The sequence below is a fragment of the Hyphomicrobiales bacterium genome (assembly GCA_039973685.1).
GTDB lineage: Bacteria > Pseudomonadota > Alphaproteobacteria > Rhizobiales > JACESI01 > JACESI01.
Genome location: JBDWKL010000053.1, coordinates 1 through 26,390 on the forward strand (window position 1 = coordinate 1; position 26,390 = coordinate 26,390).

27 protein-coding genes are annotated in these 26,390 nt (G+C 48.1%); 16 read left to right on the forward strand and 11 right to left on the reverse strand.

All coding sequences use genetic code 11. The features are described 5' to 3' along the window. The coding region (locus tag ABJO30_14410; protein ID MEP3234014.1) for a VWA domain-containing protein at positions 1-2,031 on the reverse strand (2,031 nt) is incomplete at its 3' end. Continuing rightward, positions 2,028-2,570, reverse strand: a complete 543-nt coding sequence (locus ABJO30_14415; GenBank protein ID MEP3234015.1) for an RNA polymerase sigma factor — start codon at positions 2,568-2,570, stop codon at positions 2,028-2,030. The genes ABJO30_14410 and ABJO30_14415, both read right to left, overlap by 4 nt. A gap of 126 nt (positions 2,571-2,696) precedes the next feature. On the opposite strand from ABJO30_14415, the gene sfsA reads away from it, so the two are divergent. The 3 genes from sfsA (at position 2,697) to radC (ending at position 5,083) form a co-directional block, all read left to right on the forward strand. Next, positions 2,697-3,407 carry a DNA/RNA nuclease SfsA gene (gene sfsA / locus ABJO30_14420; protein MEP3234016.1) on the forward strand — a complete coding sequence of 237 codons (711 nt, stop codon included), beginning with the start codon at positions 2,697-2,699 and terminating at the stop codon, positions 3,405-3,407. Between the two features lie 85 nt (positions 3,408-3,492). Next, positions 3,493-4,320, forward strand: a complete 828-nt coding sequence (gene map / locus ABJO30_14425; protein ID MEP3234017.1) for a type I methionyl aminopeptidase — start codon at positions 3,493-3,495, stop codon at positions 4,318-4,320. Between the two features lie 4 nt (positions 4,321-4,324). Then, positions 4,325-5,083 carry a DNA repair protein RadC gene (gene radC, locus ABJO30_14430; GenBank protein ID MEP3234018.1) on the forward strand — a complete coding sequence of 253 codons (759 nt, stop codon included), beginning with the start codon at positions 4,325-4,327 and terminating at the stop codon, positions 5,081-5,083. On the opposite strand, the gene ABJO30_14435 is transcribed toward radC, so the two are convergent. The 5 genes from ABJO30_14435 to ABJO30_14455 are packed head-to-tail and all read right to left on the reverse strand — an operon-like array spanning position 5,080 to position 9,800. Beyond that, positions 5,080-6,675: a molybdopterin-binding/glycosyltransferase family 2 protein gene (locus ABJO30_14435; GenBank protein ID MEP3234019.1), complete on the reverse strand. Its 1,596-nt coding sequence runs from the start codon at positions 6,673-6,675 to the stop codon at positions 5,080-5,082. The genes radC and ABJO30_14435 overlap by 4 nt on opposite strands. Continuing rightward, the gene (locus ABJO30_14440) at positions 6,672-7,328 is read right to left on the reverse strand and encodes an XdhC family protein (protein MEP3234020.1); all 657 of its coding nucleotides are present in this window, start codon (positions 7,326-7,328) and stop codon (positions 6,672-6,674) included. Before ABJO30_14440 ends, ABJO30_14435 begins: the two co-directional genes overlap by 4 nt. Further along, positions 7,329-7,655 carry an XdhC family protein gene (locus ABJO30_14445; GenBank protein ID MEP3234021.1) on the reverse strand — a complete coding sequence of 109 codons (327 nt, stop codon included), beginning with the start codon at positions 7,653-7,655 and terminating at the stop codon, positions 7,329-7,331. A 30-nt stretch (positions 7,656-7,685) separates the two neighbouring features. After that, complete coding sequence (locus ABJO30_14450; GenBank protein ID MEP3234022.1) at positions 7,686-8,882, reverse strand: VWA domain-containing protein; 1,197 nt, start codon at positions 8,880-8,882, stop codon at positions 7,686-7,688. A 6-nt stretch (positions 8,883-8,888) separates the two neighbouring features. Next, positions 8,889-9,800, reverse strand: a complete 912-nt coding sequence (locus ABJO30_14455; GenBank protein MEP3234023.1) for a MoxR family ATPase — start codon at positions 9,798-9,800, stop codon at positions 8,889-8,891. Between the two features lie 143 nt (positions 9,801-9,943). On the opposite strand from ABJO30_14455, the gene ABJO30_14460 reads away from it, so the two are divergent. Continuing rightward, positions 9,944-10,339, forward strand: coding sequence for a hypothetical protein (locus ABJO30_14460; protein MEP3234024.1), 396 nt, complete (start codon positions 9,944-9,946; stop codon positions 10,337-10,339). Positions 10,340-10,416: 77 nt separating this feature from the next. On the opposite strand, the gene ABJO30_14465 is transcribed toward ABJO30_14460, so the two are convergent. Continuing rightward, complete coding sequence (locus tag ABJO30_14465) at positions 10,417-12,081, reverse strand: electron transfer flavoprotein-ubiquinone oxidoreductase (protein ID MEP3234025.1); 1,665 nt, start codon at positions 12,079-12,081, stop codon at positions 10,417-10,419. A gap of 155 nt (positions 12,082-12,236) precedes the next feature. Here ABJO30_14465 and ABJO30_14470 point away from each other — a divergent pair, with 155 nt between their 5' ends. From ABJO30_14470 to purB, 7 genes are all read left to right on the forward strand, one after another. Further along, complete coding sequence (locus ABJO30_14470; protein MEP3234026.1) at positions 12,237-13,124, forward strand: uracil-DNA glycosylase; 888 nt, start codon at positions 12,237-12,239, stop codon at positions 13,122-13,124. 26 nt (positions 13,125-13,150) lie between these two features. Beyond that, a complete protein-coding gene (locus tag ABJO30_14475; protein MEP3234027.1) occupies positions 13,151-14,257 on the forward strand; it encodes a branched-chain amino acid ABC transporter substrate-binding protein in 1,107 nt (368 codons plus the stop codon). 381 nt (positions 14,258-14,638) lie between these two features. Beyond that, positions 14,639-15,856, forward strand: coding sequence for a pilus assembly protein TadG-related protein (locus ABJO30_14480; protein ID MEP3234028.1), 1,218 nt, complete (start codon positions 14,639-14,641; stop codon positions 15,854-15,856). Between the two features lie 250 nt (positions 15,857-16,106). Continuing rightward, positions 16,107-17,078: a dienelactone hydrolase family protein gene (locus tag ABJO30_14485; GenBank protein ID MEP3234029.1), complete on the forward strand. Its 972-nt coding sequence runs from the start codon at positions 16,107-16,109 to the stop codon at positions 17,076-17,078. Positions 17,079-17,210: 132 nt separating this feature from the next. Then, a complete protein-coding gene (gene rpe / locus ABJO30_14490) occupies positions 17,211-17,891 on the forward strand; it encodes a ribulose-phosphate 3-epimerase (protein MEP3234030.1) in 681 nt (226 codons plus the stop codon). A gap of 2 nt (positions 17,892-17,893) precedes the next feature. Then, entirely contained in the window at positions 17,894-18,412 is a 519-nt protein-coding gene (locus ABJO30_14495) for a hypothetical protein (GenBank protein ID MEP3234031.1), read from the forward strand. A 124-nt stretch (positions 18,413-18,536) separates the two neighbouring features. Beyond that, positions 18,537-19,838 (forward strand): adenylosuccinate lyase, encoded by a 1,302-nt coding sequence (gene purB / locus ABJO30_14500; GenBank protein ID MEP3234032.1) that lies wholly within the window; start codon positions 18,537-18,539, stop codon positions 19,836-19,838. 6 nt (positions 19,839-19,844) lie between these two features. On the opposite strand, the gene ABJO30_14505 is transcribed toward purB, so the two are convergent. After that, positions 19,845-20,444 carry a DUF2314 domain-containing protein gene (locus tag ABJO30_14505; protein MEP3234033.1) on the reverse strand — a complete coding sequence of 200 codons (600 nt, stop codon included), beginning with the start codon at positions 20,442-20,444 and terminating at the stop codon, positions 19,845-19,847. Positions 20,445-20,640: 196 nt separating this feature from the next. Here ABJO30_14505 and ABJO30_14510 point away from each other — a divergent pair, with 196 nt between their 5' ends. Further along, positions 20,641-21,192 (forward strand): alpha/beta fold hydrolase, encoded by a 552-nt coding sequence (locus ABJO30_14510; GenBank protein MEP3234034.1) that lies wholly within the window; start codon positions 20,641-20,643, stop codon positions 21,190-21,192. Here ABJO30_14510 and ABJO30_14515 read toward each other — a convergent pair. Then, positions 21,176-21,955, reverse strand: coding sequence for an aldolase/citrate lyase family protein (locus ABJO30_14515; GenBank protein ID MEP3234035.1), 780 nt, complete (start codon positions 21,953-21,955; stop codon positions 21,176-21,178). The two genes, ABJO30_14510 and ABJO30_14515, sit on opposite strands and share 17 nt — an antisense overlap. A gap of 507 nt (positions 21,956-22,462) precedes the next feature. On the opposite strand from ABJO30_14515, the gene ABJO30_14520 reads away from it, so the two are divergent. Then, positions 22,463-23,740, forward strand: a complete 1,278-nt coding sequence (locus ABJO30_14520; GenBank protein MEP3234036.1) for a porin — start codon at positions 22,463-22,465, stop codon at positions 23,738-23,740. Between the two features lie 359 nt (positions 23,741-24,099). On the opposite strand, the gene ABJO30_14525 is transcribed toward ABJO30_14520, so the two are convergent. After that, complete coding sequence (locus tag ABJO30_14525) at positions 24,100-24,423, reverse strand: DUF1476 domain-containing protein (GenBank protein MEP3234037.1); 324 nt, start codon at positions 24,421-24,423, stop codon at positions 24,100-24,102. Positions 24,424-24,657: 234 nt separating this feature from the next. Between ABJO30_14525 and purC the strand changes: the two genes are divergently transcribed. From purC to purQ, 3 genes are read left to right on the forward strand one after another with little or no spacing between them, the layout of a single operon-like run. Beyond that, entirely contained in the window at positions 24,658-25,422 is a 765-nt protein-coding gene (gene purC / locus ABJO30_14530) for a phosphoribosylaminoimidazolesuccinocarboxamide synthase (GenBank protein MEP3234038.1), read from the forward strand. A gap of 47 nt (positions 25,423-25,469) precedes the next feature. Continuing rightward, the gene (gene purS, locus ABJO30_14535; GenBank protein MEP3234039.1) at positions 25,470-25,709 is read left to right on the forward strand and encodes a phosphoribosylformylglycinamidine synthase subunit PurS; all 240 of its coding nucleotides are present in this window, start codon (positions 25,470-25,472) and stop codon (positions 25,707-25,709) included. Positions 25,710-25,719: 10 nt separating this feature from the next. Next, complete coding sequence (gene purQ / locus ABJO30_14540) at positions 25,720-26,388, forward strand: phosphoribosylformylglycinamidine synthase subunit PurQ (protein ID MEP3234040.1); 669 nt, start codon at positions 25,720-25,722, stop codon at positions 26,386-26,388. Positions 26,389-26,390: the final 2 nt, after the last annotated feature.

Genomic DNA, 26,390 nt, shown 5'->3' on the forward strand with positions numbered 1-26,390 from the left:
CAAACGAAGCAGTGAGAGGCATTCTGCACGGTAGCCGGACGGGTCATTACTACGTGCACTGCTAGCCAGTGCTTCAGCATCTTTCAAAGACCATGTGCCAGTGAAATCACTGCCTTTTAGTATCTGGCCAACACCTGCCACGGCTGCTGCAAAATTAGCTTCAGTCTCAGCAATATCCGCGCGGTCTGCTTGCACTGGTGTGGTGATCAACTTGCTCTTGTCTTCACCCGGCAATTTGTAACGGAGTTTGACAAAAGCCAGCTCGTCATTCTTACCAACAGTCACAGGTTCCGACTTGGCGGCCTCATTATAGCGAAGCGGATCAATCTTACGCGCATCAGAACCAACAGGTGTCACTTCGTAAATCGCAGTGACCGTATGACCTGCGCCAATGTCACCAGCGTCCACCTTGTCATTATTGAAGTCTTCGCGCTTCAACTGGCGTGTTTCATATCCAATCAAACGGTATTCAGCGACGGTTGCAGGATTAAACTCCACCTGAATTTTCACATCATTTGCAATGGTGGTGAGAGAGCCTGCCACTTGATCAACCAGCACTTTGCGCGCTTCGGACAAAGTATCGATATAGGCGGCAAAACCATTTCCGTTTTGAGCGAGCGCTTGCATGGTTGCATCTTGATAATTGCCACGGCCAAAGCCTAGGACAGAGAGATAAGTGCCGCTCTCACGCTTCTGTTTGATGAAATCCGTCAGAGCTTTTGGGTCAGACAGACCGACGTTAAAATCGCCATCTGTTGCAAGCAGCACCCGCGCCTTACCTTCATCACCAGACATCTTCTCAGCAATGGCATAAGCCTGTTGAAGACCCGCCTGCCCTGCGGTTGAACCACCCGCACGAAGGTTATCAAGGCTTGCCATAATCTTATCAGCATCAGATGCACTGGTCGGCTCCAGCGCCATGCCAGCACTACCTGCATAAGTGACAATCGCGACCTTATCTTCTGGACGAAGTGTTGAAAGCAACAAGCGGAACGATTGTTTTAACAAAGGCAGTTTGTTTGCTTGGTTCATGGAACCAGACGTGTCGATCAAGAACACAAGATTATGCGGCGGTTGTTCACTCAACGACGGCGTATAACCTTTGATGCCGACCTGCATCAGTTTGGTGCCCGTATTCCAAGGTGTTTGCATCACCGACACATTGGTGGAAAACGGAATAGAACCGCTTGTTGGCTTCTTATAATCATAGCTGAAATAATTGATCAGCTCCTCCGTGCGCACCGCATCTTTAACAGGCAACTTGCCAAAATTGATGGCCGAACGCACGAAAGAATAAGACGCCGTATCCACATCGACGGAAAAGGTTGAAACCGGATTGTCAGCAGTCAATTTTAACGGGTTGGCCTCTGCTTCAGGAAACGCTTCCGTGTTTGCTTCAGGAATAGCAATCGGCTCTATTGGCTGTGGTCGGACATGGGAGAGCTTGGCTGTCGAGCGAACAGCCGCCTTAGAGCGGGCCTTACCAGAAGCAACTTCAAGCCCTTGAGTTTGAGGCGCTGAGAATTTATCAGCACTCACGATTTCGTCCACAGCAAGCGGTTCAGCAATAGGCACTGGTGCAGCAGTTTGCACAGGCGCACTCACAACCGCATCAGTTGAAACCGCAGCATCATTTAATGGCTTGGCATCATCCGCTTCAAAACGCGCCTCATTAGATTTTGATACTGGCGTTGGATTATTGCTTGCAACGTTACCCTTCAATGGGTTTTGCGGATAAATTTGATCGAAGTTTTGAGAAACACCCACGGCCAATATAATAGCGGCAAAAGAGGCGGTTCCCAGATAGGCTTGTTTTGATGTGAGTTGAGAAACCATTTTTGAAAATCCTTTAAACAATCCGGCCTTTTCATCTGGCCGATTATTCATAGGACGCGCCTCATCTGCTGATCCTTGGAAATTTTTTTCAAAACTTTCTTGAGCAAGCATAAGGGCTGCTTTTTTGGCCGCATCACTTGGTTGTGGCGTCGCACTCTTCAAAGATAGTTTTAGCTTGTCGAGTTCATCTGTCATTGCAACATGTCCTCTGCTTTCGCTTGCTCTTTAAGCGCTTTACGCACTTCACTCATTCGCCAACTTATCGTGCCTTCAGAAACACCCAGCACTTCGCCTGCTTCCGTGTGGTTCATTTCTTCACCAAGCACCAAGGCCACCGTTTCGCGCAAGTCTTCGTTCAGCCCACTCATGGCAGTATAAAGCCAATCTATCGCCTCGCTGGTTTCCACGTGCTCTGCTTTCAACAGCACTTCACGCTCTCCCCAGCCGCTGGCAGCTTTTGCGTGGGTTGCCCGTTTTCGTAAGCTATCGCGGGCCTTGTTCATGACCACTTGATAAAGCCATGTCGAAAACTTCGATTGCCCTTTGAAACTTTTAAGCTTTGCAGGCAGTTCAATACAAACATCCTGCGCCAAATCTTCTGCATCTGCTTTTGTCCCAAGCAAGCGAAACGCCACGCGGAAAATTAAATCATAATGACGCGCAATCAGGCGTGCGAAAGCCGCGCGGTCACCCGCGATTGCCTGCTCAACCTCAATTTCGTCACTGCTTTGCATATGCATGTCACTTTATAAGACGCACGCCACCTTGAAATCCTTGGTGGGTTTTTTAAAAAATGTCAAAAACTAGTATTTTTCCAGTAACCAGCTGTCAAAGCATACGAAAACCACTATGAATGCAACATGAAGTTTCCAGCCCCCCTCATCAAAGGCCGATTGATCAAACGCTATAAACGCTTTTTGGCTGACATCGTTTTAGACACAGGCGAAGAAATCACCGCTCACTGTGCCAACCCCGGTGCAATGCTGGGTCTTAAAGACCCTGATTCCGTTGTCTGGGTATCTGAAGCAAACAACCCGAACCGGAAGCTGAAATATGATTTTCAGCTGATTGAAGCAGACGGCACATTGGTTGGCATCAATACGGGCCACCCCAATAAGCTTGTCGAAGAAGCCATCTTAGACGGCACCATCACGGAGCTTGTTGGTTATGAAAATCTCAAGCGCGAAGTGAAATACGGCGAGAACAGCCGGATTGATATTCTACTCACCGATGAAAATAAAGCGGATTGCTATGTGGAAGTGAAGAACGTCCACTTGTCTCGCCAAAAAGGCTTGATTGAGTTTCCTGATAGCGTCACGGCACGCGGCGCAAAACACTTGGGTGAGTTGGCAAACATGGTCGATCAAGGCCACCGCGCCGTGATGGTTTATCTCGTTCAACGAGAAGATGGGGAAAGCATGTCATTTGCCGCAGACCTCGACCCCAACTATGCTCAAGCATTCGAAGAAGCGACCAAGCGCGGTGTTGAAGCCATCGCTTATGAGTGCCATTTAACAACTGAAGACGTCACAGTAACAAAATCGCTGCCAATTAAGCCAAAGTTGGCTTGAAAAACATCCGTTTTTTGTTAGTTTCACGAATTACTGGTTGTGGTAAGAAACAACCAATCTTGTTTCCCTAAGAGGCATCTACCTAATGGTCACCTACATCGACGCTGCAACGGCTCCTTTGCGTAACACTGGACAAGTGCGGCTTTACAATGATGCAGATTTTGAAGCGATGAACGCAGCTGGTCAATTGACCGCGCGCGCACTCGACCATGTTGCTGAAATGGTAAAACCGGGGGTGACGACCGAAGAGATTGATGATTTCGTGCATCAGTTCGGTCTTGATCACAACGCACCACCTGCAACATTGAATTATCGCGGCTTTACCAAATCGTGCTGCACGTCGATCAATCATGTGGTCTGCCACGGCATTCCCAATAACAAACCACTGCGCGAAGGTGACATCATCAATGTCGACATCACCTATGTGCTGGATGGTTGGCACGGCGATTCAAGTCGTATGTATGGTGTTGGTGCCATTAAGCGGGCGGCAGAGCGTTTGATTGATGTTACCTATGAAAGCCTGATGCTTGGCATTGAAGCGGTTAAACCGGGTGCAACGACGGGCGATATTGGTGCTGCGATTCAACAGTTTGCAGAAAACGAACGTTGCAGTGTTGTACGAGATTTTTGCGGGCACGGTGTCGGCAAATTGTTTCATGACGTGCCAAACGTGCTTCATTATGGACGTGCAGGCGAAGGCGTAGAGCTTCGCCCTGGCATGATTTTCACTATTGAACCGATGATCAACCTTGGCCGCCCTCATGTAAAAGTGCTGCCAGATGGCTGGACCGCCGTGACGCGAGACCGATCGCTAACAGCTCAATTTGAACATTCCATCGGCGTTACAGAAGATGGCGTTCGTATCTTCACCAAATCCCCCAAAGGCTATGACAAGCCGCCTTATGTGAGCTGAGATCATGATGGGGGGGGATAAAAAGGACGAACCGCAACTATCTGGCTTTGAAGAAGCCAACCCCGTCCTTTCTGAAAAAACGATAAAACCTAAGCCGCATTACTCTGGCCATCGCGACCGTTTAAGAGACCGCTTCAAAGAAAGTGGCGCGACAGCGCTTGCCGATTATGAACTCTTAGAACTGATTTTGTTTCGCGCCATTCCAAGACGTGACACCAAACCCATCGCCAAAGCTCTACTTACCCGTTTCGGCACCGTAGCTGAAGTTCTGTCAGCGCCGATTGAGCGGTTGAAAGAAGTTGAGGGCATTGGGCAATCGGTTGCAGTCGATTTGAAAATTATCCAAGCAGCGGGTCAGCGTCTCGCCAAAGATCAAATCATGGAACAACCCATCTTATCCTCTTGGACAGAGCTTATAGAATATTGCCACAGTGCCATGGCGTATGAGAAGAAAGAGCAATTCCGCCTCTTATTCCTCGACAAGAAAAACCGTTTGATCGCTGACGAAGTGCAACAGGTCGGCACCATAGACCACACACCGGTTTATCCCCGTGAAGTGGTTAAACGAGCGTTGGAACTCTCAGCAACCGCCGTCATTTTATTGCACAATCACCCGTCAGGCGATCCAACACCATCGCAAGCAGACATCTTGATGACACAGAAAATCATCGAAGCCGCGACGCCAATGGGCATCGCCGTACATGATCATGTCATCATCGGAAAAAGCGGGCACACCAGCTTAAAGGCCTTGCGGTTTATCTAGAGCTTACCGCCCGCGGCATCCAGCGCTTCGGGCGTATCAAGGTCAAGGCTTGCCGCCTCGCCCATTTCAACTTCAGCAATAACAGAGGCATGCTTGCCGATCAGGTGGCGCGCACCTGTATCCCCTTGCACATCGCATAGTTCATCAAAAAACCGCCGCGACCATAAAACAGGATTACCGCGTTTGCCTTTTGATGTTGCGACCACCGCATGAACATCGTCCCGCTCACGGTAGGTCGCGATCATTTCATCAACACCATCGCTGCCAACAAACGGCATATCAGCGAGCGCTACCATTGCCGCATCAATCTCATCTCCAAGCGCACTAACGCCCGCCCTAAGTGATGTTGAAAGGCCATCGGCATAATTTTCATTATGAACAAATGTAACGTCCAGCCCTTCAAGCTCTTGGCGAATGCGCTCTTGCTCATGGCCTGTTACAACGACCACTTGATCAACCTTCGTGCTCTCTAAAGTTTCGACCACTTGGCTAACCAGCGTTTTACCGTTGATCGTCGCCAGCAATTTGTTCGCCTCACCCATACGGCTTGAACGGCCAGCAGCAAGGACGACTGCCGCAATTTGATCTTTCGCACCCAGACCGCCTTCGCGCGGTTGCGGTCTTGAGGTGATTTCCATCAATAAGCCTCCAACGCCCATGCCCATAATATCATCGCGGGTAACAGGCACATTGGCGATCAATCGATTTAAGACCCAATCAAACCCATTCTCAACCGGAGAACGCGCGCAACCAGGCGCACCAATTACGGGAGAGCCATCAAGTTCCCCCAAGAACAGCAAATTACCCGGGTCTACTGGCATACCAAAATGGTGGAGCTGCCCTCCAGCTTCGCTCAACCCCGCAGGACCAACATCATCACGGTCAACCGTTGCCGACGCACCAAACAGAATAATCAAATCTGGGTTCTGCTTGGAAGCTTCAATCAGTCCATCGCTTATGGATTTAGTATCATGAGCAACGCGTATTTCTTCGCTAATCGCGGCGCCAGCATTACTAAGGCGTTCGTTCAAAATCTTCCGCGTCTTATCCATTGTCGAAGGCTTCAAACTGTCGAGCGTACTCGCGACCAAAACCACATTTTGACGTTGATAAGCATGGACACGCACCATCGCGCCTAAAGCTTCAGCAGCGGACACGGCAGATTCAGGAGCCGCAAACGGGATGATCTTGACGGTCCCAATCATCCGGCCTTCTTCCACTGGCGTATAATTTGGCAAGGTCGCGATTGTGACAGCTGGATGCATCTTGTTGAGACTTGTTACCAACCGCTCATTCGCAACGAATATCCCGTCTTCTCGAGCATATAAATTGACCCGTCCTGTGAAAGGCTCGTCTCTTCGAACAGCCCCACCGCGAACTGCATCTGCAATACGTAAGGCTGCTTCTGCTTCATGAATATCGCCGTCAGCAAGCTCCGCCACGAGTACGCGACCAACCCCGCATGAAAGCAGCACGTCCACATCGTCTTCACTCAGCAGATGCCCCTTTTTAAAGGTGCCTGACGCCACCTTTAACGTGTGGGCGAGATAGCAGCCTGCGGCGCGCTTTAGGTCGATTTCACCAAAGTTCACACCCGCCCCCTCAAAGACGCAATGATGGTGCCGAGTACTGCAACGGAAATTTCTGCGGGATTAGCAGCGCCTATATCAAGACCAATTGGCGCATCAATCCGCTCAATTTGTTGGTCACTCAATCCATTCGCTTTCAAACGATCCACGCGCTTTGCATGGGTTTTGCGGCTACCCAACGCACCAACATAAAAGCATTCCGCTTCCAAAGCTTTTTGCAAAGGGATGTCGTCAATTTTCGGGTCATGCGTAAGCGCTGCCAAGGCCGTATATCGATCAAGGGGCTCGCCTGCTAAAATCTCATCAGGCCATTCCGCATGAAGCGTGACGCCTGCAAAACGTTCCTCGCTTGCAAAGGCTGTGCGCGGGTCAATCACGGTTACATCAAAACCACAGGCTTTTGCAGGGCCAATCATGTGTTGTGAAATATGCACAGCACCGATGATTACCAAGCGCGGAGGCGGCAAATAGGCGGCATAAAAAACGTCGCCTTCCATGCCCGATTTACCGGATAAAAACCGCGCTATCTCGCTATCGCTTGAGGCTTGTTCCCGCTCGATCAGGCGTTGTTCTTGCGTCGTGGTGTTTGTTGCAACCAGCACAGGAACACGGTTAGCGCGGCATTCGTTGAGGCGCTTTAGCAGGCTTAGTTCCATTTAACTGACCCGCTCCACATAAACCGCAATTTCACCACCACAAGAAAGCCCAACCTCCCAAGCTGTTTCATCTGCCACACCAAAACTAAGAGTACGCGGTTTGCCGTCTTCAATCACATCAATAGCATCTGAGATAACGGCTCCTTCAACACACCCGCCAGAGACAGAACCTTCAAAATTGCCATCACTATCAATAACCAAATGCGCACCCACAGGACGCGGTGCAGAGCCCCATGTTTTGACAACTGTTGCAAGCGCCAAATTGCGCCCCTCGTTTCGCCATCGCTCCGCAATTGTCAAAACATCAAGATGATCGGGGTTTTGCATAAAATGCTCCTCTTAGGCCGCGAGCCCCTCTTAAGCTGCTAACCAATGACGTGGATCATGCCCTGATCGCTTCGGTTCTGACAAGAGCGAACAAAGGGCATCCATACTATCAATGGAATGAATGGCACGAAATTCATCGACGTGTTCAAGCATCACCCGAATGCCTTGAGCGCGGGCTTGAAAGCCATCAAATCGTAAAAGCGGATTGAGCCAAATCAGCCGACCACAGGAACGATGCAGGCGGTCCATTTCATGAGCCAAATCATCAGACCCATCCCGTTCCAACCCATCAGTGATCAGCAAGACAATCGCCCCCTGCCCCAACACACGGCGCGACCAATCGCGATTGAATTGCTTCACCGTGGTCGCAATGCGTGTCCCGCCAGACCAATCAAGCACCGTATCAGAACAAGCAGCCAACGCCTCATCAGGGTCTTTTGCTCGAAGTTGACGGGTAACATTAGTAAGCCGTGTGCCAAACAAGAACGTATGCACCCGCTTATTGTGTTCGCTTAAGGCATGAAGGAAATGCAGGAAGATGCGCGAATATTGGCTCATTGAACCAGAAATATCGCAAAGCGCTACAACAGGCGGCGCGATCTCTTTCGGCTTCTTAAACTTGGGCAATAACAAATCACCACCCGAACGCAAAGATGATCGCACTGTTTGGCGTGGATCAAGTCGGATGGGTTTGCTTGAAGAATGAAACCTGCGTGTGCGGAGCTTATCTACTGGCAAAACCATTTGCTGAATGGCCCGTTTAGCATCTGCAATTTCTTGTGCCGTCATTTGCGCAAAGTCTTTCTCGCGCAGCACATCTTTAGACGACATTGTAAAGCGCGCATCCACCTCGACTTCTGGCACCATGTCGTCTTGTAGTTTTTCGTTTTGCTGGAAGAAAGCATCTGAAACGCGCGACGCCCCCGCCTTCGGCTTTTCCTTTTCGCGCTCATCTCCCTTTACAACGGGCGATAAGATTTCCAGCATTTTCTCAATTAAATCGCGTTTGCGAAAGAACAAATGAAACGCCTCATGAAAAACCGGCGAGTGATCGCGTCGTTTTACAAAGACTGAATGAAGCGTCCAATAAAGATCGTCTTTCTTACCAAAGCCGCCAACCTCAACAGCCTGCACCGCATCCACCACAGAGGCCGGACCAACAGGCAAACCCGCACGGCGTAAGGCGCGGGCAAAGTGGGCAATATTATCAGGGATCAAACCGCTCATAAGATACTAGCCCGCACGAGCAAGTGAACGCGCTTCTTCCACCAAACGGGCCGCTTCGCTTCCTTGGATTTGCTGAATATCATCTTGATACTTGAGCAGCACGCCCAGCGTGTCAGAGACAGTTTCAGGGTCCAGCGCCATCTCGTTGAGTTCTGTCAGCGCCGTTGCCCAATCAAGGGTTTCTGCAACGCCTGGATTTTTAAACAGATCGCCTTCACGTAGCTTTTGAACAAAAGCCACAATTTCAGCAGACAAGCGCTCTCCGGCCTGCGGTGCTTTGCGCTTGATGATTTCAAGCTCCACCTCAGCACTTGGATAATCCACCCAATGATACAAACAACGCCGCTTCAACGCATCATGAATTTCGCGGGTGCGGTTGGTGGTAATAATCACAATCGGCGGCTCATTGGCTTTGACGGTGCCAATCTCAGGGATGGTCACTTGATTGTCTGAAAGCACTTCCAACAAATAAGCCTCAAACGCTTCGTCGGCACGGTCCAACTCATCAATCAATAGAACAGGCGCACGTCCCGCCTCTCCGCGCATGGCTTGCAAGATGGGCCGTTCAATCAAGAAGTCTTCAGAATAAATGCTTTTGGAAAGTTCAGTTTTATCAGCACCGCCGCTTGCTTCCGACAAACGAATTTCCGTCATTTGCCGCGCATAGTTCCATTCATAAACAGCAGAAGAAACATCCAGCCCCTCATAACACTGCAAGCGAATAAGCGGCCGATCAAGTGTCTCCGCCAGCACCTTGGCAATCTCAGTTTTGCCAACACCCGCCTCGCCTTCAAGAAACAAGGGCCGCTGCAACTTCAAGCTCAAATAAAGCACGGTCGACAAACTGCGGTCGGTCACATAGTCAGCACCACTTAGCAACGTCAGTGTTTCATCAATTGAGTTTGGCAAGTTCGTCATGAATGTAGGTCTCCTCGAACAAAGCAATGTAAGGGGATTGCAAAGGAGAGCAAGAGTGAAGTTACAGTTTGATCTTTTTCTTTAAGGAAGCAGAAAGCTTATTGCTCAAGTTAACTGAAAGGTTCTTATGGTAGATTCAACCTATGGAAGAAATCCTGCAAACCCCTGTATCCTTTTGGCATTTCCTTTTTGGACTGCTTATCGCTGTTTGTGCTGGCGTGCTTTGCCATGTTGGCCGAGCTGTTTTCAATGTATACCCAGATCGCCTCTCAGATAGCCACAAAATGGATATCATCGTATCGAGTGATTACAGCTTTACAGATTGGTACTATGGAACAGAGTTTGATGACGCGGGATTTTATGAATTATACAGCGTGAAAAACCTGCGCCTATCAATAATCTACAATTTGATTTTCTTCGTGGTTCTTTGGTTTATTCTGCCAAACCTTCCTAACAAGGTTGCATACGCTAGCAATTGGCTTGCTTCCGGCTTTGGTGAAACCTTTATGACCAGCGTCAAGCATTACACTCAAAAATAATTCTCCAAGCACCAAAGCAAATTGGGCCAGCATTTCTGCCAGCCCAACTTGAATCATTTTGTTAAGAGCAGACCACCCTACATGTTTGGATAGTTCGGCCCACCAGCACCTTCTGGGACTGTCCAGTTAATGTTCTGGTTCGGGTCTTTGATGTCGCAAGTTTTGCAGTGAACACAGTTTTGGCTGTTGATCACAAAGTTCGGATTTCCACCTTCATCAGGCGTCACCCATTCATAAACACCTGCCGGACAATACCGATTTGATGGCCCCTCAAAGACTTTAAGTTCTGAGTTAAACTGAACGTCTTTATCTTTTAATTTCAAATGGATAGGCTGGTCTTCTTCATGGTTTGTTGAAGACATAAAGACAGAGGATAGACGGTCAAACGAGATTTTCCCATCAGGCTTCGGGTATTCAAGTTTCTTGCATTCAGCCGCTGGTTTCAATGTCGCATAATCAGGCTTGCCATGGCTGAGCGTACCGAAGAATGAGAAGTTAAACAGCTCATTGGTCCACATGTCCAAACCGCCAAGTGCCACACCACCGACAAGGCCGTACTTCGACCACATCGGTTTAATGTTGCGTACCTTATGAAGGTCTTTGCCGATGTCACTTGCACGCCAGCTTTCTTCATAATCAGATAGCTCATCTTGCGCACGACCAGCCTTGATTGCCTTCACCGCTTCTTCAGCCGCCATCATGCCAGACAACATTGCGTTGTGAGAACCTTTAATGCGCGGCACATTGACGAGGCCAGCCGAACAACCAAGCAGCGCGCCACCTGGGAAGGTTAGTTTTGGAACCGACTGATAGCCGCCCTCAGTAATCGCCCGCGCACCATAAGAAATACGCTTGCCACCTTCAAACACATCGCGAATGGCAACGTGAGTTTTGAAGCGCTGGAATTCTTCGAACGGAGACAGCCACGGGTTTTCATAATTCAAGTGCGTCACAAAACCGACCGCCACTTGATTGTTCTCAAGGTGATAAAGGAATGAACCGCCGCCTGCGTTGTTGCCCAATGGCCAACCGAAGGAGTGCTGAACCAGACCTTCTTTGTGCTTTGAAGGATCAACCTCCCAAAGCTCTTTAATGCCGATACCAAACTTTGGTGGCTCTTTGCCTTCATCAAGGCCATATTTCGCAATCAATTGTTTTGCAAGCGAACCACGAACACCTTCGCCAATGAAGGTATATTTGCCAAGCAACGCCATACCGCGTTCAAAGCCGCCCTTAGGCTTGCCGTCACGACCAATGCCCATGTCACCAGTTGCAACACCAATCACATTGTTATTGTCATCATAAAGAACTTCTGCTGCTGCAAAGCCTGGGAAAACTTCAACACCCATCGCTTCAGCTTTTTCAGCCAACCAACGGCACACATTGCCGAGAGAGACGATGTAGTTGCCATGATTGTTCATCAGCTTTGGCATTAGGAAGTTCGGCAAGCGCAAAGAACCCGCAGGGCCAAGCACAAGGAAGTGGTCTGCTTTCACTTCTGTCTTAAAGGGTGTGTCAGCCTCATCGCGCCATTCTGGGAGCAAACGGTCCACCGCAATCGGGTCAACCACAGCACCAGAAAGAATGTGGGCGCCAACCTCAGATCCTTTTTCAAGCACAACAACAGATAAATCAGCATCCAATTGTTTCAGCCGGATCGCAGCAGCAAGACCCGCAGGCCCCGCCCCAACAATCACAACATCAAAATCCATGCTTTCGCGTTCAGGCATCTCGTCAGACATCCTCGTCTCCCAATTTAGGTCGTTTGTTCGTAAATAACGGATAAAGCAGGCATTGCGCTAGCCTTTATTTTGTTTCAACACTAATTGACCTACAGCCCTTTTAAAAAGTGTTAGTCTAAACTGGCTTTATATATCCAACCGAATTGGTCTTAATTGTGAATACAAACGCCTTTCATGCCGCTGAAATGGAAGCTCTTTTAGAGTTTTACGCAGCCAATGGTGTGGATTGCGCGATTGATGACCAGCCGCATGACCGTTTTGCAGAAATGCGCGACGCGCGAGCAGCCAAAATGGCGGCAATGACGCAGAATCATCATTCCGCACAAAACAATGCACAGATAAATCAGCAATCATCACTGCCACGTGCCCCCGCCTCAAATGCACACGAAGCGCCTGCCCGCGTTGCCACTCAAACCGTGCCCGATGCAGCAAATGTGGAAGCAGCCCGCAAACTTGCCAATGCAGCCAACACGCTAGAAGACCTTCACGCAGCGCTTGAACAATTTGATGGGTGTAATTTAAAACGCACCGCCAAAAGCTTGGTCTTTGCAGATGGCAACCCAAATGCTCAGATTATGCTGGTTGGTGACGCGCCGGGCCGCGACGAAGATATTGAAGGTGTTCCCTTTGCTGGGGCCACTGGTGAACTTTTAAACAAGATGCTCGCCGCCATTGGGCTCGATCGCACCGACGTCTATATTTCTAACTTCGTGCCGTGGCGTCCACCCGGAAACCGCGCACCAACCTCTCAAGAGATCGAGCTATGTCGCCCCTTCATTGAACGTCAAATTGCTTTGGTGAACCCTGACATTTTGGTGCCTTTAGGTGGTGATGCCACAAAACAATTACTCCAAACGACAAACGGCATTTTGAAATTACGCGGCAAAAAGCATCCTTATACCCTTGGGGAACGAAAAATTGATGCCATCGCAACGTTGCACCCAGCCTACCTTCTGCGCCAAACCGCGCAAAAACGACTGGCATGGCAAGACCTTCAAATGCTAAAGAAGCGTCTTGAAGAGATTGGACCCAAGAAAGCATGATGCGCGCGCTTTTACTGGCAAGTTTGATGACGATTAGCAGTGTTGTTGCGGGCGGCTTTAGTGCTGCGCGTGCCGATATCGTTATTGGTATCGCCGCTCCTCTAACGGGCATCTATGCGCCCCTTGGCAAACAAATCGAAATTGGTGCTCAACAAGCGGCCAAAGAGATCAACGAAGCTGGCGGCATTGCTGGCGAAAAGATTGTGATCGAAGCAATCGACGACAAATGCAAACCGGAAAACGCAAAAGCCGTTGCGAACCAATTGATCGGCAAAGATGTCGCCTTCGTCATCGGCCATATGTGTGACCGCCCCTCCATTGAGGCCGCCAGCGTTTATGCTGAAAACAAAGTCATTCAGATTTCGCCTGCAAGCCAAAACCCTGCCTTCACAGAAAACCGCCCGCTTGAAAAAGGCGGCACTTATCGCTTTGCTGCAAGAAACACTCAACAAGCTGATGTTCTAATTAGCTTTTTGTCGGTCGCTGGCGCTAAGGAAAAGATCGTTATTTTGAACGATGGTTCCGTCTATGGCAAAGCGCTTGCTGATGCGGTTGTCACTGGTCTGGATGAGGCGGGCATTAAACCAGCCTTAAACGAAGGCTTTGAGGCAGGACAAGAACGCTATAGAACTCTGTCATCGAAAATCGTTGATGCGGGTGCGCGTTTTGTATTCATCGGAGGCACACACGCAGATGCCGCTAAAATCATCCGCGAACTGGATAGCTTAAGCGACAAGATCAACTTCGTCGGCGGTGACGGCCTTGTTAATGCTGAGTTCCCAAAACTGATATTGGAAGAAAACGACAAACGCGCAAACCTCGACGGCATCTTTGTAAGTTTCCCTCCAGACCCACGCTTTCTACCCACTGCCAAGAACACTGTGGTTCGCTTCCAACAAAATGAAATCAACCCTGTCGGCTACACCCTTCGTGGCTACAGCTCAGTAAAAATCATCGAAAGCACGATGCGCCGCGCCAAAAGCACAGAATTTGATGCTTTGATCGACGCTATGAACACTGGTAAATTCCAAACACCCTTAGGCGTGATAAAATTCGACGAAAAAGGCGACGCAGACCTTGTCGATTACACCATCCACCGCTGGGAAAATAATACGGTTGTTCCGCTGAATTAAAGCGCGAATTGAGTTCCTGATACAAACCGATGAGTGATTTTATGGCATATTGCTCTGAAATTGCAGAGCATGAAATCAACATGTATTCAATTAACAAGCTACACGCGGTTACTTCAAATCAAACCCAAAAAAAACAACAATACTGTTAATTAATTGCACTACTGCTCCTGAAAATTTGAATATAAAAACAAGCGATAAAAACTCAACTAATTGTTTTAAAATGATTTTTTTAAATTCTCTACATTTTCCCATTTGGAAAATGGTCATTTTTACAAAACGTCTTCATTCCAAAAAATTTAATATTTTGTTGGTATTCAACTAGCTGGAACTAGTAATGGCAGCAGTACAATTAAGAACATCTTCGCAGACAAAAGAGCTTCGATAGCAACAACAGCAGCAGTAGCAGCTTTGCCGCTAGTGTTTGCTGCTGGCATGGCTGTTGATTATACATCCCTTACTGGAACCCGAGCGAAGCTTCAAAATGCTGTCGATGCAGCAGCGCTAGCAAGCGCACGCCAACTTGGTCTGGCTGGATCCAGTGATGAATCAATCCGCTCATATGCCAAGAATGTTGTGATCGCCAATATATCCAGCACTAACAAGAATACAGCAAATGGAGAAGATCTTGCACTAGATGCTATAATCTCCGATGAAAGAACCGATGTTACAATCAACCTAACTTACCAATGGGAACCGCTCGTTCTTCAACATATTACGAAGGACGTTAAATCGGTAGCTGTCTCGGCAACCGCAACGCTTACGAGCAAAGCGAATTTGTGCGTTTTAGCATTGGAAACAACTAATGATCGCGCGATCGATCTTGGCGGTAGAGATGGCCATATAACAGCCAACGATTGCATCATTCATTCAAACTCGACCGGTGAAAACAGCATCTCCGTTATTCAAGCCGCTTCTTTAGAAGGTGAAACTGTTATAACAGCAGGTGGATTTGATGGCCCTTTAAATAGCTTTCAACCAATACCAGTAACTGATGGACCAGTAATAGAAGATCCGTTGCTACAAAAAACACCGCCAGTAGTCGGCTCATGTGATTTCAATAATTTTAGCGCTCAAAAAAGCAATTCGACATTGAACCCGGGGGTATATTGCGGTGGCCTTTACATAGGGCCAAATTTAACAGCTAATTTAGCTCCGGGCGAATACATCATCAAAGATGGCCCCTTGGTTGTACAAGGAAATGGAGCCATCATCGGAGAGGATGTAAGTTTCTACTTTACTGGCGACAGCGCGACATTCGATTTCGATAGAAATACACGAATTGCGCTAAGCGCGCGCGAATCTGGCCCCCTTTCTGGCGTGCTATTTTTTGAAGACAGAACAAGCCCTCTCTACCGCAGTTTCACAATTCGCAGCCAAGACGCAGAAAAGTTTGAAGGGGTTACCTACCTGCCCAACGGAACTCTTTTCATTGATGGGAGAAGTCGTGTTGGCCAACAATCTAATTGGACAGCCATCGTCGCTAGGCGCATTACCATCGGCAGCGGTCCAGATATCGTTATTAATTCAGATTTCGCCTCGTCAACAATTCCTGCGCCAGAAGGTATTGCAGGCGGCAACGGGTTGCTCCTAAAAAACTAAAGGCTAGAGTCAGGAACTATCAATTACATCAAGCAAGCTTAGTCTAATCAAGGCATTGCATCCAAGCCCCTCATTAAGCCCATGATCGTGTCTTCACACAGCCTTATCACCTCGTCTATTTTCATGACTAACATCGTCAACAAAAAACGAAACGACACAAAATTAGAATAATAAACCTATTTTTTGTCAGTATATTTTAATCGTTATTATGTAATCTCTAAAAAAATTCTGGTCTATAAGTGAGAGTACAGTGCTAAGATTTGCAAGCTTCAGTGCAGCATTTTTCGTGTTGGTTTTCGCAATCACCTACTACGTTTTGCTTGTTTTACAATCTGGAGAGCCCTTTAGCTTACCAACGTTCCAAACGCAGGGAACAAGCGAGGTTGTTGCCCCTTCGACACAAAAGATCGTGCCTGCGGTTAAAACTGACGAATCCACTGCTAAGAAATCAGTTGAGGCCGCAACTGAGGACATTATCGAACCAAGTGTTGAAATCGTTGAATCGAGTGGTCGCGTTCTGGTTGAAGAACTTTCCCCGTCACCTCAACCATCAGGAAATTATAGTGGTTACACTGAACCAGTTGGCAAATTCAAAAAACACAAATTCAGACAAGGTTTCACAAGGCGCACCTACCATACTTATCTCGGAAAAAGTGCGACAGCCCATACCCCGCATCAAACCGTCGTCTTGCTACATGGGAGCGGGCGCACTGGTGTCTCGCTGCTTGATATGTGGAAAGAAACAGCCGACCTTTATGATCTATACCTCGTCGCTCCTGACAGCTATCACAGCAAAGGATGGTCGACCATCACCACTCAACGAGATTTTTTCCAAGGTCTCATCGATCATGCAGATGAAGAGGCGCGTATCGACAAAGAAGAAGTCTATTTGTTCGGCCATTCTGCTGGTGGACGATTGGCTACTAAATTAGCTGCAAAACAATCCCTACCCTTCCGTGCCATTGCAACCCACGCAGGCTTTGAAGGCACTGGTTCTCTAGGCGAGATTGAACTTGGTCTTCCTAAACAAATCCCAATTTCATTCTACCTCGGCGATGATGATCATATTTTCAAAGTCGACGCAGCAGAAGCCACCGCCAACAAATTCGCCAATGCAGGCCACGACATTAGCCTCTTCGTCATTCCAGGCCACACACACTGGTATTACAGCATTGGTCCTGAATTAAACAAACTGATTTGGGCGGATATTTCGCGAAAGTGACGAACATATAAATGAACGAGAAGCGGTTCCGATCTCCCTAACTCGTGGAAAGCCGCGACATCCATCAATTTCGGCTAGCAACCCTATTCCATTCAAGTTATAGCATCCAAAACTCTTATTGGATGCCATATCATGCCTTCACCCATCCTGATTGCCCCTTCTATTCTCGCCGCCGACTTTGCCAAGCTTGGTGATGAGGTTAAAGCCATTGTTGATGGTGGTGCGGATTGGGTTCATGTGGATGTGATGGACGGGCATTTTGTGCCGAATATTTCATTTGGTCCGGTTGTGCTTGGCGCAATTCGTCCGGTGACAGATGCCTTCATGGATGTTCATTTGATGATCTCGCCAGTCGACGTTTATCTCGAAGACTTTGCAAAAGCAGGTGCTGATCAAATCACAGTTCATGCAGAAGCTGGTCCGCATATTCATCGCACCATTCAAGCCATCAAGTCACTTGGCAAGAAAGCAGGCATTGTGCTGAACCCTGGCACGCCCGCATCAGTGATTGGCCCGATGATGGATGACATTGATATTATTGTGGTGATGACAGTGAACCCGGGTTTTGGTGGGCAAAAGTTCATCCATAGCCAGCTTGCGAAAATCGCAGAGCTTCGCGCGATGATCGGAGAGCGCGCCATTGATCTTCAAATCGACGGCGGCGTGACCGTTGAAACCGCTCCCCTTTGCGCCAAAGCAGGAGCTAATGTTCTTGTCGCTGGTTCTGCCGTGTTCAAAGGCGACAGCCCTGCGGCCTATGCTGAGAACATCAAGAATATTCGCCAAGCAGCTGAACAAGCAATTGCGGTGTAAACATGTCGTATCAGTTCCGGCCTCAACGAAAACGACGTCCCGGACTTGAGCTATTTATCTCTGCCCTCATTTGGGCTTTGCTGATTTTCTTTTCTTTCCTGTTCGACACATTGTTTTGGAACACTTTCGTCGACCAACGTTCAGTCACTTTAATTACTCTTGTCACAATCGCCGCCTTTTTAAGCGCGATCATTGCGATTTTGATTGAACGGTTCCTCTTCAAGCGTCGTCCTTTAACCGTCCGCTTTGCAGCAATCTTTATGCTGCTCACTATTGGTACAGGCGGGGCAAGCTGTCTTGCGGTTGCCCTTTATAACTTACCGTTTTTCCTTGATGACATCGCCGTCACTCCCCTTTCCAGAGCTGCTTGGGATCTAACCTATTATACATTGGCCAGCGGCTATGCATTCGCAGCGTCAACGGCACGGCTATTTCTACCGCTAGGTGTCGTGAGCCTTTTTCTTATGAGTGCCTTTTACTGCTTCATTTCTCATCAAAGCCGCTCAAATGATGAATATTAAACGGAAAAGGCGAAAAACTGCCCTTTTCGCCATTGAGACGTGCAACAGGCTTTGCTAAAGCCTCCCCAACACTCCCCCATAGCCCAACACTCCCGCTTGGAATGTCTTACCAAAGGTCAAAACAATGATCCCTCGTTATGCCCGTGATGAAATGGTGTCGATCTGGTCACCAGAAACCAAATTCCGTATCTGGTTTGAAATTGAAGCTCATGCCTGTGATGCCCTCGCGAAAGCTGGCGTTATCCCTGAAAGTGCTGCCAAGACCATTTGGGACAAAGGTGGCTCAGCAACTTTTGATATTGATCGCATTGATGAGATCGAACGCGAAACTAAGCACGATGTGATTGCGTTCTTGACCCACTTGGCTGAAATCGTTGGTGATGATGCCCGTTTCGTCCACCAAGGCATGACATCATCGGATGTTTTGGATACTTGCTTTAATGTGCAATTGGTTCGTGCTGCGGATCTCTTGATCACAGATGTCGAAAAGCTGCTCGAAGCCTTGAAGCGCCGCGCCTACGAGCACAAAGACACGGTAACTATCGGTCGCTCACACGGCATTCACGCAGAACCTGTGACTTTCGGCTTGAAACTAGCCCAAGCTTACGCAGAATTTGACCGTAACTTGGAACGCTTGAAAATGGCTCGCAAAGAAATTGCCACTTGCGCGATTTCAGGCGCCGTGGGCACGTTCGCCAATATTGATCCGGCAATCGAAGAGCATGTTGCAAAGGCTTTGGGTCTGGAAGTTGAGCCTGTATCAACACAGGTCATCCCCCGTGACCGCCATGCCATGTTCTTCTCAGTACTCGGCGTTGTCGCCTCATCCATTGAGCGGCTCGCAACCGAAGTGCGCCATTTGCAGCGTACAGAAGTGCTAGAAGTCGAAGAGTTTTTCTCAAAGGGCCAAAAAGGTTCGTCTGCAATGCCGCACAAGCGCAACCCTGTTTTGACTGAGAACCTAACCGGTCTTGCTCGCTTGGTGCGCGGTATGGCTTTGCCAGCCATGGAGAACGTGGCGCTTTGGCATGAACGCGACATTTCGCATTCTTCTGTTGAGCGTATGATCGGGCCAGATGCAACTGTCACCCTAGACTTCGCCCTTGGCCGCCTCACTGGTGTTATCGACAAGTTGGTCGTCTACCCAGACAACATGATGGCCAATATGAACAAGTTCCGTGGTCTCGTGCATTCACAGCGCGTGTTGCTTGCTCTAACGCAAGCAGGTCAAAGCCGTGAAGACAGCTACCGCCTCGTCCAGCGCAACGCGATGAAGGTTTGGGAGCAAGGTGCTGATTTCTTGGAAGAATTGCTAGGTGATGAAGAAGTCACTGCTGCCCTGTCAGAAGAGCAAATCCGCGAAAAGTTTGATCTTGGCTATCACACAAAGCATGTAGATACGATCTTCAAGCGGGTGTTTGGCTAGAGCCGCCTATAGGTCTTTAAACTGGGAAAGCACTTTAAGTGCAGCGGGGCTGGCCACTTGGCTCAACCGCACACGTGTTGTGTAGGCGCCGTAAAGCGTGCCTGCATTATCAATGCGCCAGTCGACGACTTCAGCTTGCGACAAATGAATTGGGTCACCTTTTGGCACAATGTTCGACATGCCAAATGCCTCATCAACCGTTGCGATATATCCGTCAATCACACGCTCAGAGACCTTCAACCAAAGCAGCTCTTTGCGATTACCGTCACTTAAAACAGCTTCAACCCAGAATGTTGCTTCAGGCCATTGGTTAAACTTAGCATCGAATTTATCGAGATGAAGATGAGAAATTCGAACAGCTTCATTCATTAAGGGATCATCGAATGGTGCTTTGGGGGCTGTAGCAACAAGGGCCACGCTATCTCGCGCAGTGGTATCTGGCGCAGTGCTAGCGGGAATCGCAGCGACGGTTGTTTGGTCAATACCAAAACTTGCAATATCTTCATGATTGCCTTCGACTGGAGCGACACTCCATAAGCCGAAGCCAAGCAAGAGCGCCGACAAAAATCCGGTGCCAATTGGTGCATAAGTCTTAAAGTTCTTCATCGCGGCTTTCCAAAAAACAACGTACATTGGTACGATAGTTTTAAACTCGCATTTGCTATCCCCTAGGGCCGCATGCTCAACAAAACTAGAGGCGCAAATGCAAGGACGTTTTGCCACAAAGTTGCAAACGAAATATTACCAACAACTACAATTCAGCGTAATATAAGTTACATTTATATTAGGTCATGGAAATGAAATGAAGATATCAGAAGCAGAAATACTTATCTTACCTGGCCTTGGCGGTGGCACTGAAGATTATTGGTATGCACGTTGGGAAGCCAAATTAAAATCAGCAAAACGTGTCCAACAAGCCGACTGGAACAAACCGGATTTAGAAGCGTGGAACCAGCAAATAATCAACGCTGTTGAGCAAGCCGAGAAGCCTGTCGTTCTGGTTGGTCATTCGCTTGGTGTCATGCTGGCTATTCACGCCAGCCCTCAGTTTCCACACCAAAAAGTCGCGGGTGGATATTTTGTTGCGCCCCCTGACATGAACACGCTGGTTGACGACTATCCAGAGACGGCTGAATTTGCCCCTACCCCTACGTCTCCGTTGTCCTACCCATCTGTTCTAGTGGCCAGCACCGACGACCCTTATTGCGCTTTCGATGTTGCAGAAGACCTGTCTTATGCATGGGGTTCAAAATTTGAAAACGCCGGTGAAAGCGGTCACATCAATTCAGAAAGCGGCCAAGGTCCGTGGCCTGAAGGCTTGCTTAGTTTTGCGAATTTTATGTCGACGCTTTAGCTTTTTCGATCGCTTCCAACGCAGCAGCTAAGCCGCTCGCAATAAATCCTTTATCCATGCCAATTGAGATCAACCGAAACCCGAGTTTCTCACTTGTCACTGTGTCTTTTGGATCAATGGAAAAGATTGCTGCAAGTTTGCCTGCCGCCCTCACCTTCTCACCTATCATTTTAATTACGGGCATCGACTGCTCTCCAAAGGCATCAAATTTTTCACCATTAGAAAGAGCAATTGATAGGTCGGAAGGGCCGACGAGTATTCCATCTAGTCCGTTGACTGCGATGATTTCATCAACATTTTCAATCCCTTCAAGCGTCTCAATCATCGCAAAAGCAAGCACATGATCATTGGCACGTGCCAATTGTTCGCGCGGATCTTGTATCCCCGTGTAACGCATAGCACGCCCCGGCCCCCAAGAGCGGCCACCGAGAGGCGGGTATTTAACCGCTTGCACCAGCTCACGCACATCATCTGCAGTATTGACCAGCGGTGCGATGACCAACTGAGCACCCGCATCAACAGCTCTTGCAGCAAACGCATAATCCCCTGCTGCGATCCGAACACCAACAGCACAATTGCCATAAGTTGCAACGGGAATGATCGACAATAAGCTCGCAAAGTCGATGCCGCCGTGCTGCACATCCAACACCACGCATTCAAGACCACCAGCCGCGACCGCATCAACGACATCGCTATGAGCAATCCCATGCCATGATGTATAGATTGTCCGATCTGCCCTCAATTTATCTGCAAGATATTCCATTAAATCCCCTCAAAAAAAGCGTGTTTCACATCAAACGAATCACTTCTTCAGTTCACTATTGCCCTAAATTGCTCAAATAGCGAAAAACCAGTTATCTAAAGCAAATTTAGAGACAATGCGCCTCTCAATGCTGTGATTTATTTACAACATACTTTCACTAACCTTACATTTTACTGAAATTAGCAGTCGTTGAATACAATCGCCAAAGAGCATTGTTCCCATCACATCATTAGATTCACCTCATGAAATAAATGGTTTTTTCAGTATATGCCTATTTTTTAGGCAATAATAGAGAAAACTAGACAAAAATGCGCAAGTTATTGCTCGTTTTGCCCGCAGGCTTCAATCTTTGACCCCATTTGGTGAGGGTCAAGCAACCATTTACATATTGGCTTTTTTGTGGCGTTTTGGTGGAGAGCGGTGTTGGTGTCACAAATCTGACTTAAGATGATGGCTATATAGATCCTGTTCAGAGTTCAAAAATTTAAGATGTCCGGAGACATGCAAATGACTATTTTTTCGACAAAAGCGCTTCTAGGTACTGCCGTATCTTTCGCGCTGTTGAGCACAGCAAACGTGGCAAGCGCAGCTGATCTCGACAACTTGTCAGACGACGATCTTCTAGCGCGCATCGAGCGCCTTGAGAAAATCATCGGCCCTGGCAATAAAAAAGCTGTACGCAGCGGCACAGACAAAGTTCGCGTTACAGTGAACGGTCAAATCAACACAGCAGCTCGCTTTGCTAGTGATGGCGAAAATTCTGGCGTTCAGTTTGTTGACAACGATGCTTCTTCTTCACGCTTCCGTATTCTCGGTGAAGCGAAATTGAATGATCGTTTTTCAGCGAAAACAAACATCGAACTTGATGTTGAAACAAACGTAAGTTCAGCAATTGACTTAACTGATCAAGACTTTGGTGAAGCAGCGGGTAATAACTCCAATTCTCCAAACTTTGATTTCCGTAAAGTTGAAGTTGTGTTCATCGACAAAGTGTTCGGTTCACTCTCTCTCGGTCAAGGCGCAACAGCCTCTGATGGCTCTTTTGAGCAAGACCTCTCAGGTACTTCAGTTGTTCGTGACTCAACAGTTGATGACGGCGGCCTAGATTTCGTTGACCAACTCGGTGGCGCAACAGGCTTCTCCGTTGGTTCAATCTTTGGTGGCTTTGATGGCTTGTCACGTGACAATCGCCTTCGCTACGACTCACCTAAATTTGGTGGTTTCCAACTTTCTGCAAGTATTGAATCAGAAGCAACGTTTGATGTGGCGCTAAGCTATGCTGCCAAAGATTTGAATGGTTTTGCTGTTAAAGCGAAAGCTGCTTATTTCGAAAGCAACAACAACGAAAATGCTGCAAACTCACGCGATGCTGAAACTTTTGCTTCAGGCTCACTTTCTGTCCTTCACAAAGCAACTGGTCTTAGCTTAACAGGTGCAGTTGGTGGCCTTCTAAGCGCAGACGATGGCGATTCAGACGTTGTAGACGCTGAAGAGTTTGCTTGGTTCGTTCGTGGTGGCTGGCAAGGTAACCTCACTGACCTTGGTAAAACCGCAATTGCGGCAAGTTACTACAGTGCTGATAACTCAACTGCTGCAGCTGCTCCAGCTGGCGTAACAGACATTGATGGCGACTGGATTGACGTGAACTTGGTCCAGAAAATTGATGCCCTGTCTGCTGAACTATACGTTTCATACATCCGTTATGATGCTGATATTTCAGGTGCAGCCGCGGTTGACACTCAAGCAATCAACGTAGTGATCGCAGGTAGCCGTATCAAATTCTAAGCTCTCAGCTTAAATTTTAAAGACAACGGAAAAGGCCCCAAAAGGGCCTTTTCTTTTATGTACTGATTGTGGCACAATTTACTCACCAGCACTGAGCACCGAGAGAAAAGTCCAAATGTTGATCTCTAAGCTACTCAATCTCACGACAATGATACTAATTTCCGTTCTTTTGGCCGGATGTGCATCAACTGCAGTGGATTTTGATAATGACCCTGACTTATTTACGCAGGGGGAAGAAATCCCCGAGCGACCGGGTATATTTGAAGAAAAGACTGGCAAAAAACTTGAGAAAACTTTTTAGCGAAAACAAAAATGCCCAGGAATTTCCTGGGCATTTTACTTATCTAAAGGTGATAAAATCACCCCTCGTTTTGTATTTGCTCTTGCGCTTGAACCATTAAGTCGCTCATCGCCGCACGAATGTCAGCTTCTGAAACATCAACATTCGCTTCATCAAAGTCTCCTTTAATCTTGCGATAGACATCTTCCTCACCCGGTTCTTCAAAATCGGAGCGCACAACAGACTTTGCATAATCAGCAGTCTCGTCCGCACTCAATCCGAGTTTTTCAGCAGCCCACACACCCAACAATTTGTTGCGGCGCGCCATTGCCTTGAATTGCAATGCCTCGTCGTGGGCAAATTTATTCTCAAACGCGTCACCACGATCATCAATTCCGGTCATATCAACCCCTTTTTACGTAAGTTCTACCCCTGATATAGGAATAACTTATGGTAGTTTGAAGGCATTCACCCAGCAAAACATAAAAAAGTTGCGGGCAAACGCAATTGTTGGCCAATTCTACCCTTTTCACGATTGTATCACCGCACCACTTGCACTAACTATCAGCTTAGTTGGGTGAGCACTTATTCTCACCTTGCGTTCAGCATGACGATGCTCAAACGACAGGTAAAATTCATGAAAAACCGCCGCCGTATTTACGAGGGCAAGGCCAAGATTCTCTATGAGGGTCCAGAGCCTGGAACTCTAGTTCAATTCTTCAAAGACGATGCCACCGCTTTTAATGCCAAAAAACATGAAATTGTTGATGGCAAAGGTGTGCTGAATAATCGAATTTCAGAATTCGTGTTCGGCCATCTCAATAACATCGGCATCCCGACCCACTTTATTCGTCGCCTCAATATGCGCGAGCAATTGATCAAAGAAGTCGAAATCGTGCCGCTTGAGGTTGTCGTTCGCAACATCGCAGCTGGCTCTTTATCAAAACGCCTTGGCATTGAAGAAGGCACCGTTTTGCCTCGCTCAATCATCGAGTTCTATTATAAGAACGATGAGCTGAATGACCCGATGGTATCTGAAGAGCACATCACGGCCTTCGGTTGGGCAAGCCCGCAAGAGATAGACGACATGATGGCACTCGCCATTCGCGTCAATGATTTCTTGTCAGGTCTTTTCCTCGGCGTCGGCATCCAGCTTGTCGATTTCAAAATGGAATGTGGTCGCCATTGGGAAAACGACAATATGCGGATTATCGTCGCGGATGAAATTTCGCCAGATAGCTGCCGTTTGTGGGACACTGAAACCAAAGACAAAATGGACAAAGATCGTTTTCGCGAAGATTTGGGCGGCATGTTAGAAGCCTACCGTGAAGTTGCAAAACGTCTTGGAATTTTGATGGAAAATGAACCTGTTAAGGGCACAGGCCCTCGCTTGGTTACATAAGCCTGAATACATAAGTCTGGTTACATAACAAAAGAAAGATTTGAAACATGAAAGCGCGTGTGACTGTAACGCTTAAAAATGGCGTACTGGACCCGCAGGGTAAAGCTATTGAAGGCGCCCTCTCCTCACTAGAGTTTTCTGGTGTCAATGGCGTGCGCCAAGGCAAGGTCTTCGATTTGGACATTGAAGCAAGCGATAAATCGGCTGCTGAAAACCAAGTCGCGCAAATGTGCGAAAAGCTTCTCGCCAACACGGTGATTGAAGATTACGCCATCGAATGGGTCTAGGAGAGAACTGATGAAATCAGCCGTCATCCTTTTCCCAGGCCTCAATCGCGACCGCGATATGATCGCCGCCCTCGGTAAAATCTCTGGCGAGGAACCTGCAAAAATCTGGCACACAGATACTGAGATCGGCGATGTCGACCTTATCGTCGTGCCCGGTGGTTTTTCTTACGGTGATTATCTACGCGCAGGCGCGATCGCTGCCCGCTCTCCTATTATGGATACAATCCGTAAAAAGGCAGAAGCAGGCGTGAAAGTTATTGGCGTTTGTAATGGCTTCCAAATTTTGTGCGAAGCAGGCTTGTTGCCTGGTGCGTTAATGCGCAATGCCTCGCTAAAATTTGTGTGCCGCGAAGTGAAACTCGAAGTCGCAAATGCAGACACCGCCTTTACTCATCACTACGCAAAAGGCGATATCTTGCGTTGCCCTGTTGCCCACCATGATGGCAACTACTTTGCAGAACAGTCTGTCATTGATGAGTTAGAGAACAACAACCGTGTTGCTTTCCGCTATGCTGAGGGTACCAACCCTAATGGCTCGATCAACGACATTGCTGGCATATTAAACGAACAAGGCAACGTGCTTGGCATGATGCCTCACCCTGAAAACCTCATTGAAGCCTTTCATGGCGGCGCGGATGGCCGCGGTCTGTTTGAAAGCGCTCTTACCAAAGTGGCTTAAGC

Excerpts from the sequence above, each read along its gene's own strand:
- ABJO30_14415 (MEP3234015.1), bottom strand. The coding sequence starts at position 2,570 with ATGCAAAGCAGTGACGAAATTGAGGTTGAGCAGGCAATCGCGGGTGAC.
- sfsA (MEP3234016.1), top strand. The coding sequence starts at position 2,697 with ATGAAGTTTCCAGCCCCCCTCATCAAAGGCCGATTGATCAAACGCTAT.
- map (MEP3234017.1), top strand. The coding sequence starts at position 3,493 with ATGGTCACCTACATCGACGCTGCAACGGCTCCTTTGCGTAACACTGGA.
- radC (MEP3234018.1), top strand. The coding sequence starts at position 4,325 with ATGATGGGGGGGGATAAAAAGGACGAACCGCAACTATCTGGCTTTGAA.
- ABJO30_14440 (MEP3234020.1), bottom strand. The coding sequence starts at position 7,328 with ATGGAACTAAGCCTGCTAAAGCGCCTCAACGAATGCCGCGCTAACCGT.
- ABJO30_14445 (MEP3234021.1), bottom strand. The coding sequence starts at position 7,655 with ATGCAAAACCCCGATCATCTTGATGTTTTGACAATTGCGGAGCGATGG.
- ABJO30_14450 (MEP3234022.1), bottom strand. The coding sequence starts at position 8,882 with ATGAGCGGTTTGATCCCTGATAATATTGCCCACTTTGCCCGCGCCTTA.
- ABJO30_14455 (MEP3234023.1), bottom strand. The coding sequence starts at position 9,800 with ATGACGAACTTGCCAAACTCAATTGATGAAACACTGACGTTGCTAAGT.
- ABJO30_14460 (MEP3234024.1), top strand. The coding sequence starts at position 9,944 with ATGGAAGAAATCCTGCAAACCCCTGTATCCTTTTGGCATTTCCTTTTT.
- ABJO30_14465 (MEP3234025.1), bottom strand. The coding sequence starts at position 12,081 with ATGTCTGACGAGATGCCTGAACGCGAAAGCATGGATTTTGATGTTGTG.
- ABJO30_14475 (MEP3234027.1), top strand. The coding sequence starts at position 13,151 with ATGACGATTAGCAGTGTTGTTGCGGGCGGCTTTAGTGCTGCGCGTGCC.
- rpe (MEP3234030.1), top strand. The coding sequence starts at position 17,211 with ATGCCTTCACCCATCCTGATTGCCCCTTCTATTCTCGCCGCCGACTTT.
- ABJO30_14495 (MEP3234031.1), top strand. The coding sequence starts at position 17,894 with ATGTCGTATCAGTTCCGGCCTCAACGAAAACGACGTCCCGGACTTGAG.
- purB (MEP3234032.1), top strand. The coding sequence starts at position 18,537 with ATGATCCCTCGTTATGCCCGTGATGAAATGGTGTCGATCTGGTCACCA.
- ABJO30_14505 (MEP3234033.1), bottom strand. The coding sequence starts at position 20,444 with ATGAAGAACTTTAAGACTTATGCACCAATTGGCACCGGATTTTTGTCG.
- ABJO30_14510 (MEP3234034.1), top strand. The coding sequence starts at position 20,641 with ATGAAGATATCAGAAGCAGAAATACTTATCTTACCTGGCCTTGGCGGT.
- ABJO30_14515 (MEP3234035.1), bottom strand. The coding sequence starts at position 21,955 with ATGGAATATCTTGCAGATAAATTGAGGGCAGATCGGACAATCTATACA.
- ABJO30_14520 (MEP3234036.1), top strand. The coding sequence starts at position 22,463 with ATGACTATTTTTTCGACAAAAGCGCTTCTAGGTACTGCCGTATCTTTC.
- ABJO30_14525 (MEP3234037.1), bottom strand. The coding sequence starts at position 24,423 with ATGACCGGAATTGATGATCGTGGTGACGCGTTTGAGAATAAATTTGCC.
- purC (MEP3234038.1), top strand. The coding sequence starts at position 24,658 with ATGAAAAACCGCCGCCGTATTTACGAGGGCAAGGCCAAGATTCTCTAT.
- purS (MEP3234039.1), top strand. The coding sequence starts at position 25,470 with ATGAAAGCGCGTGTGACTGTAACGCTTAAAAATGGCGTACTGGACCCG.
- purQ (MEP3234040.1), top strand. The coding sequence starts at position 25,720 with ATGAAATCAGCCGTCATCCTTTTCCCAGGCCTCAATCGCGACCGCGAT.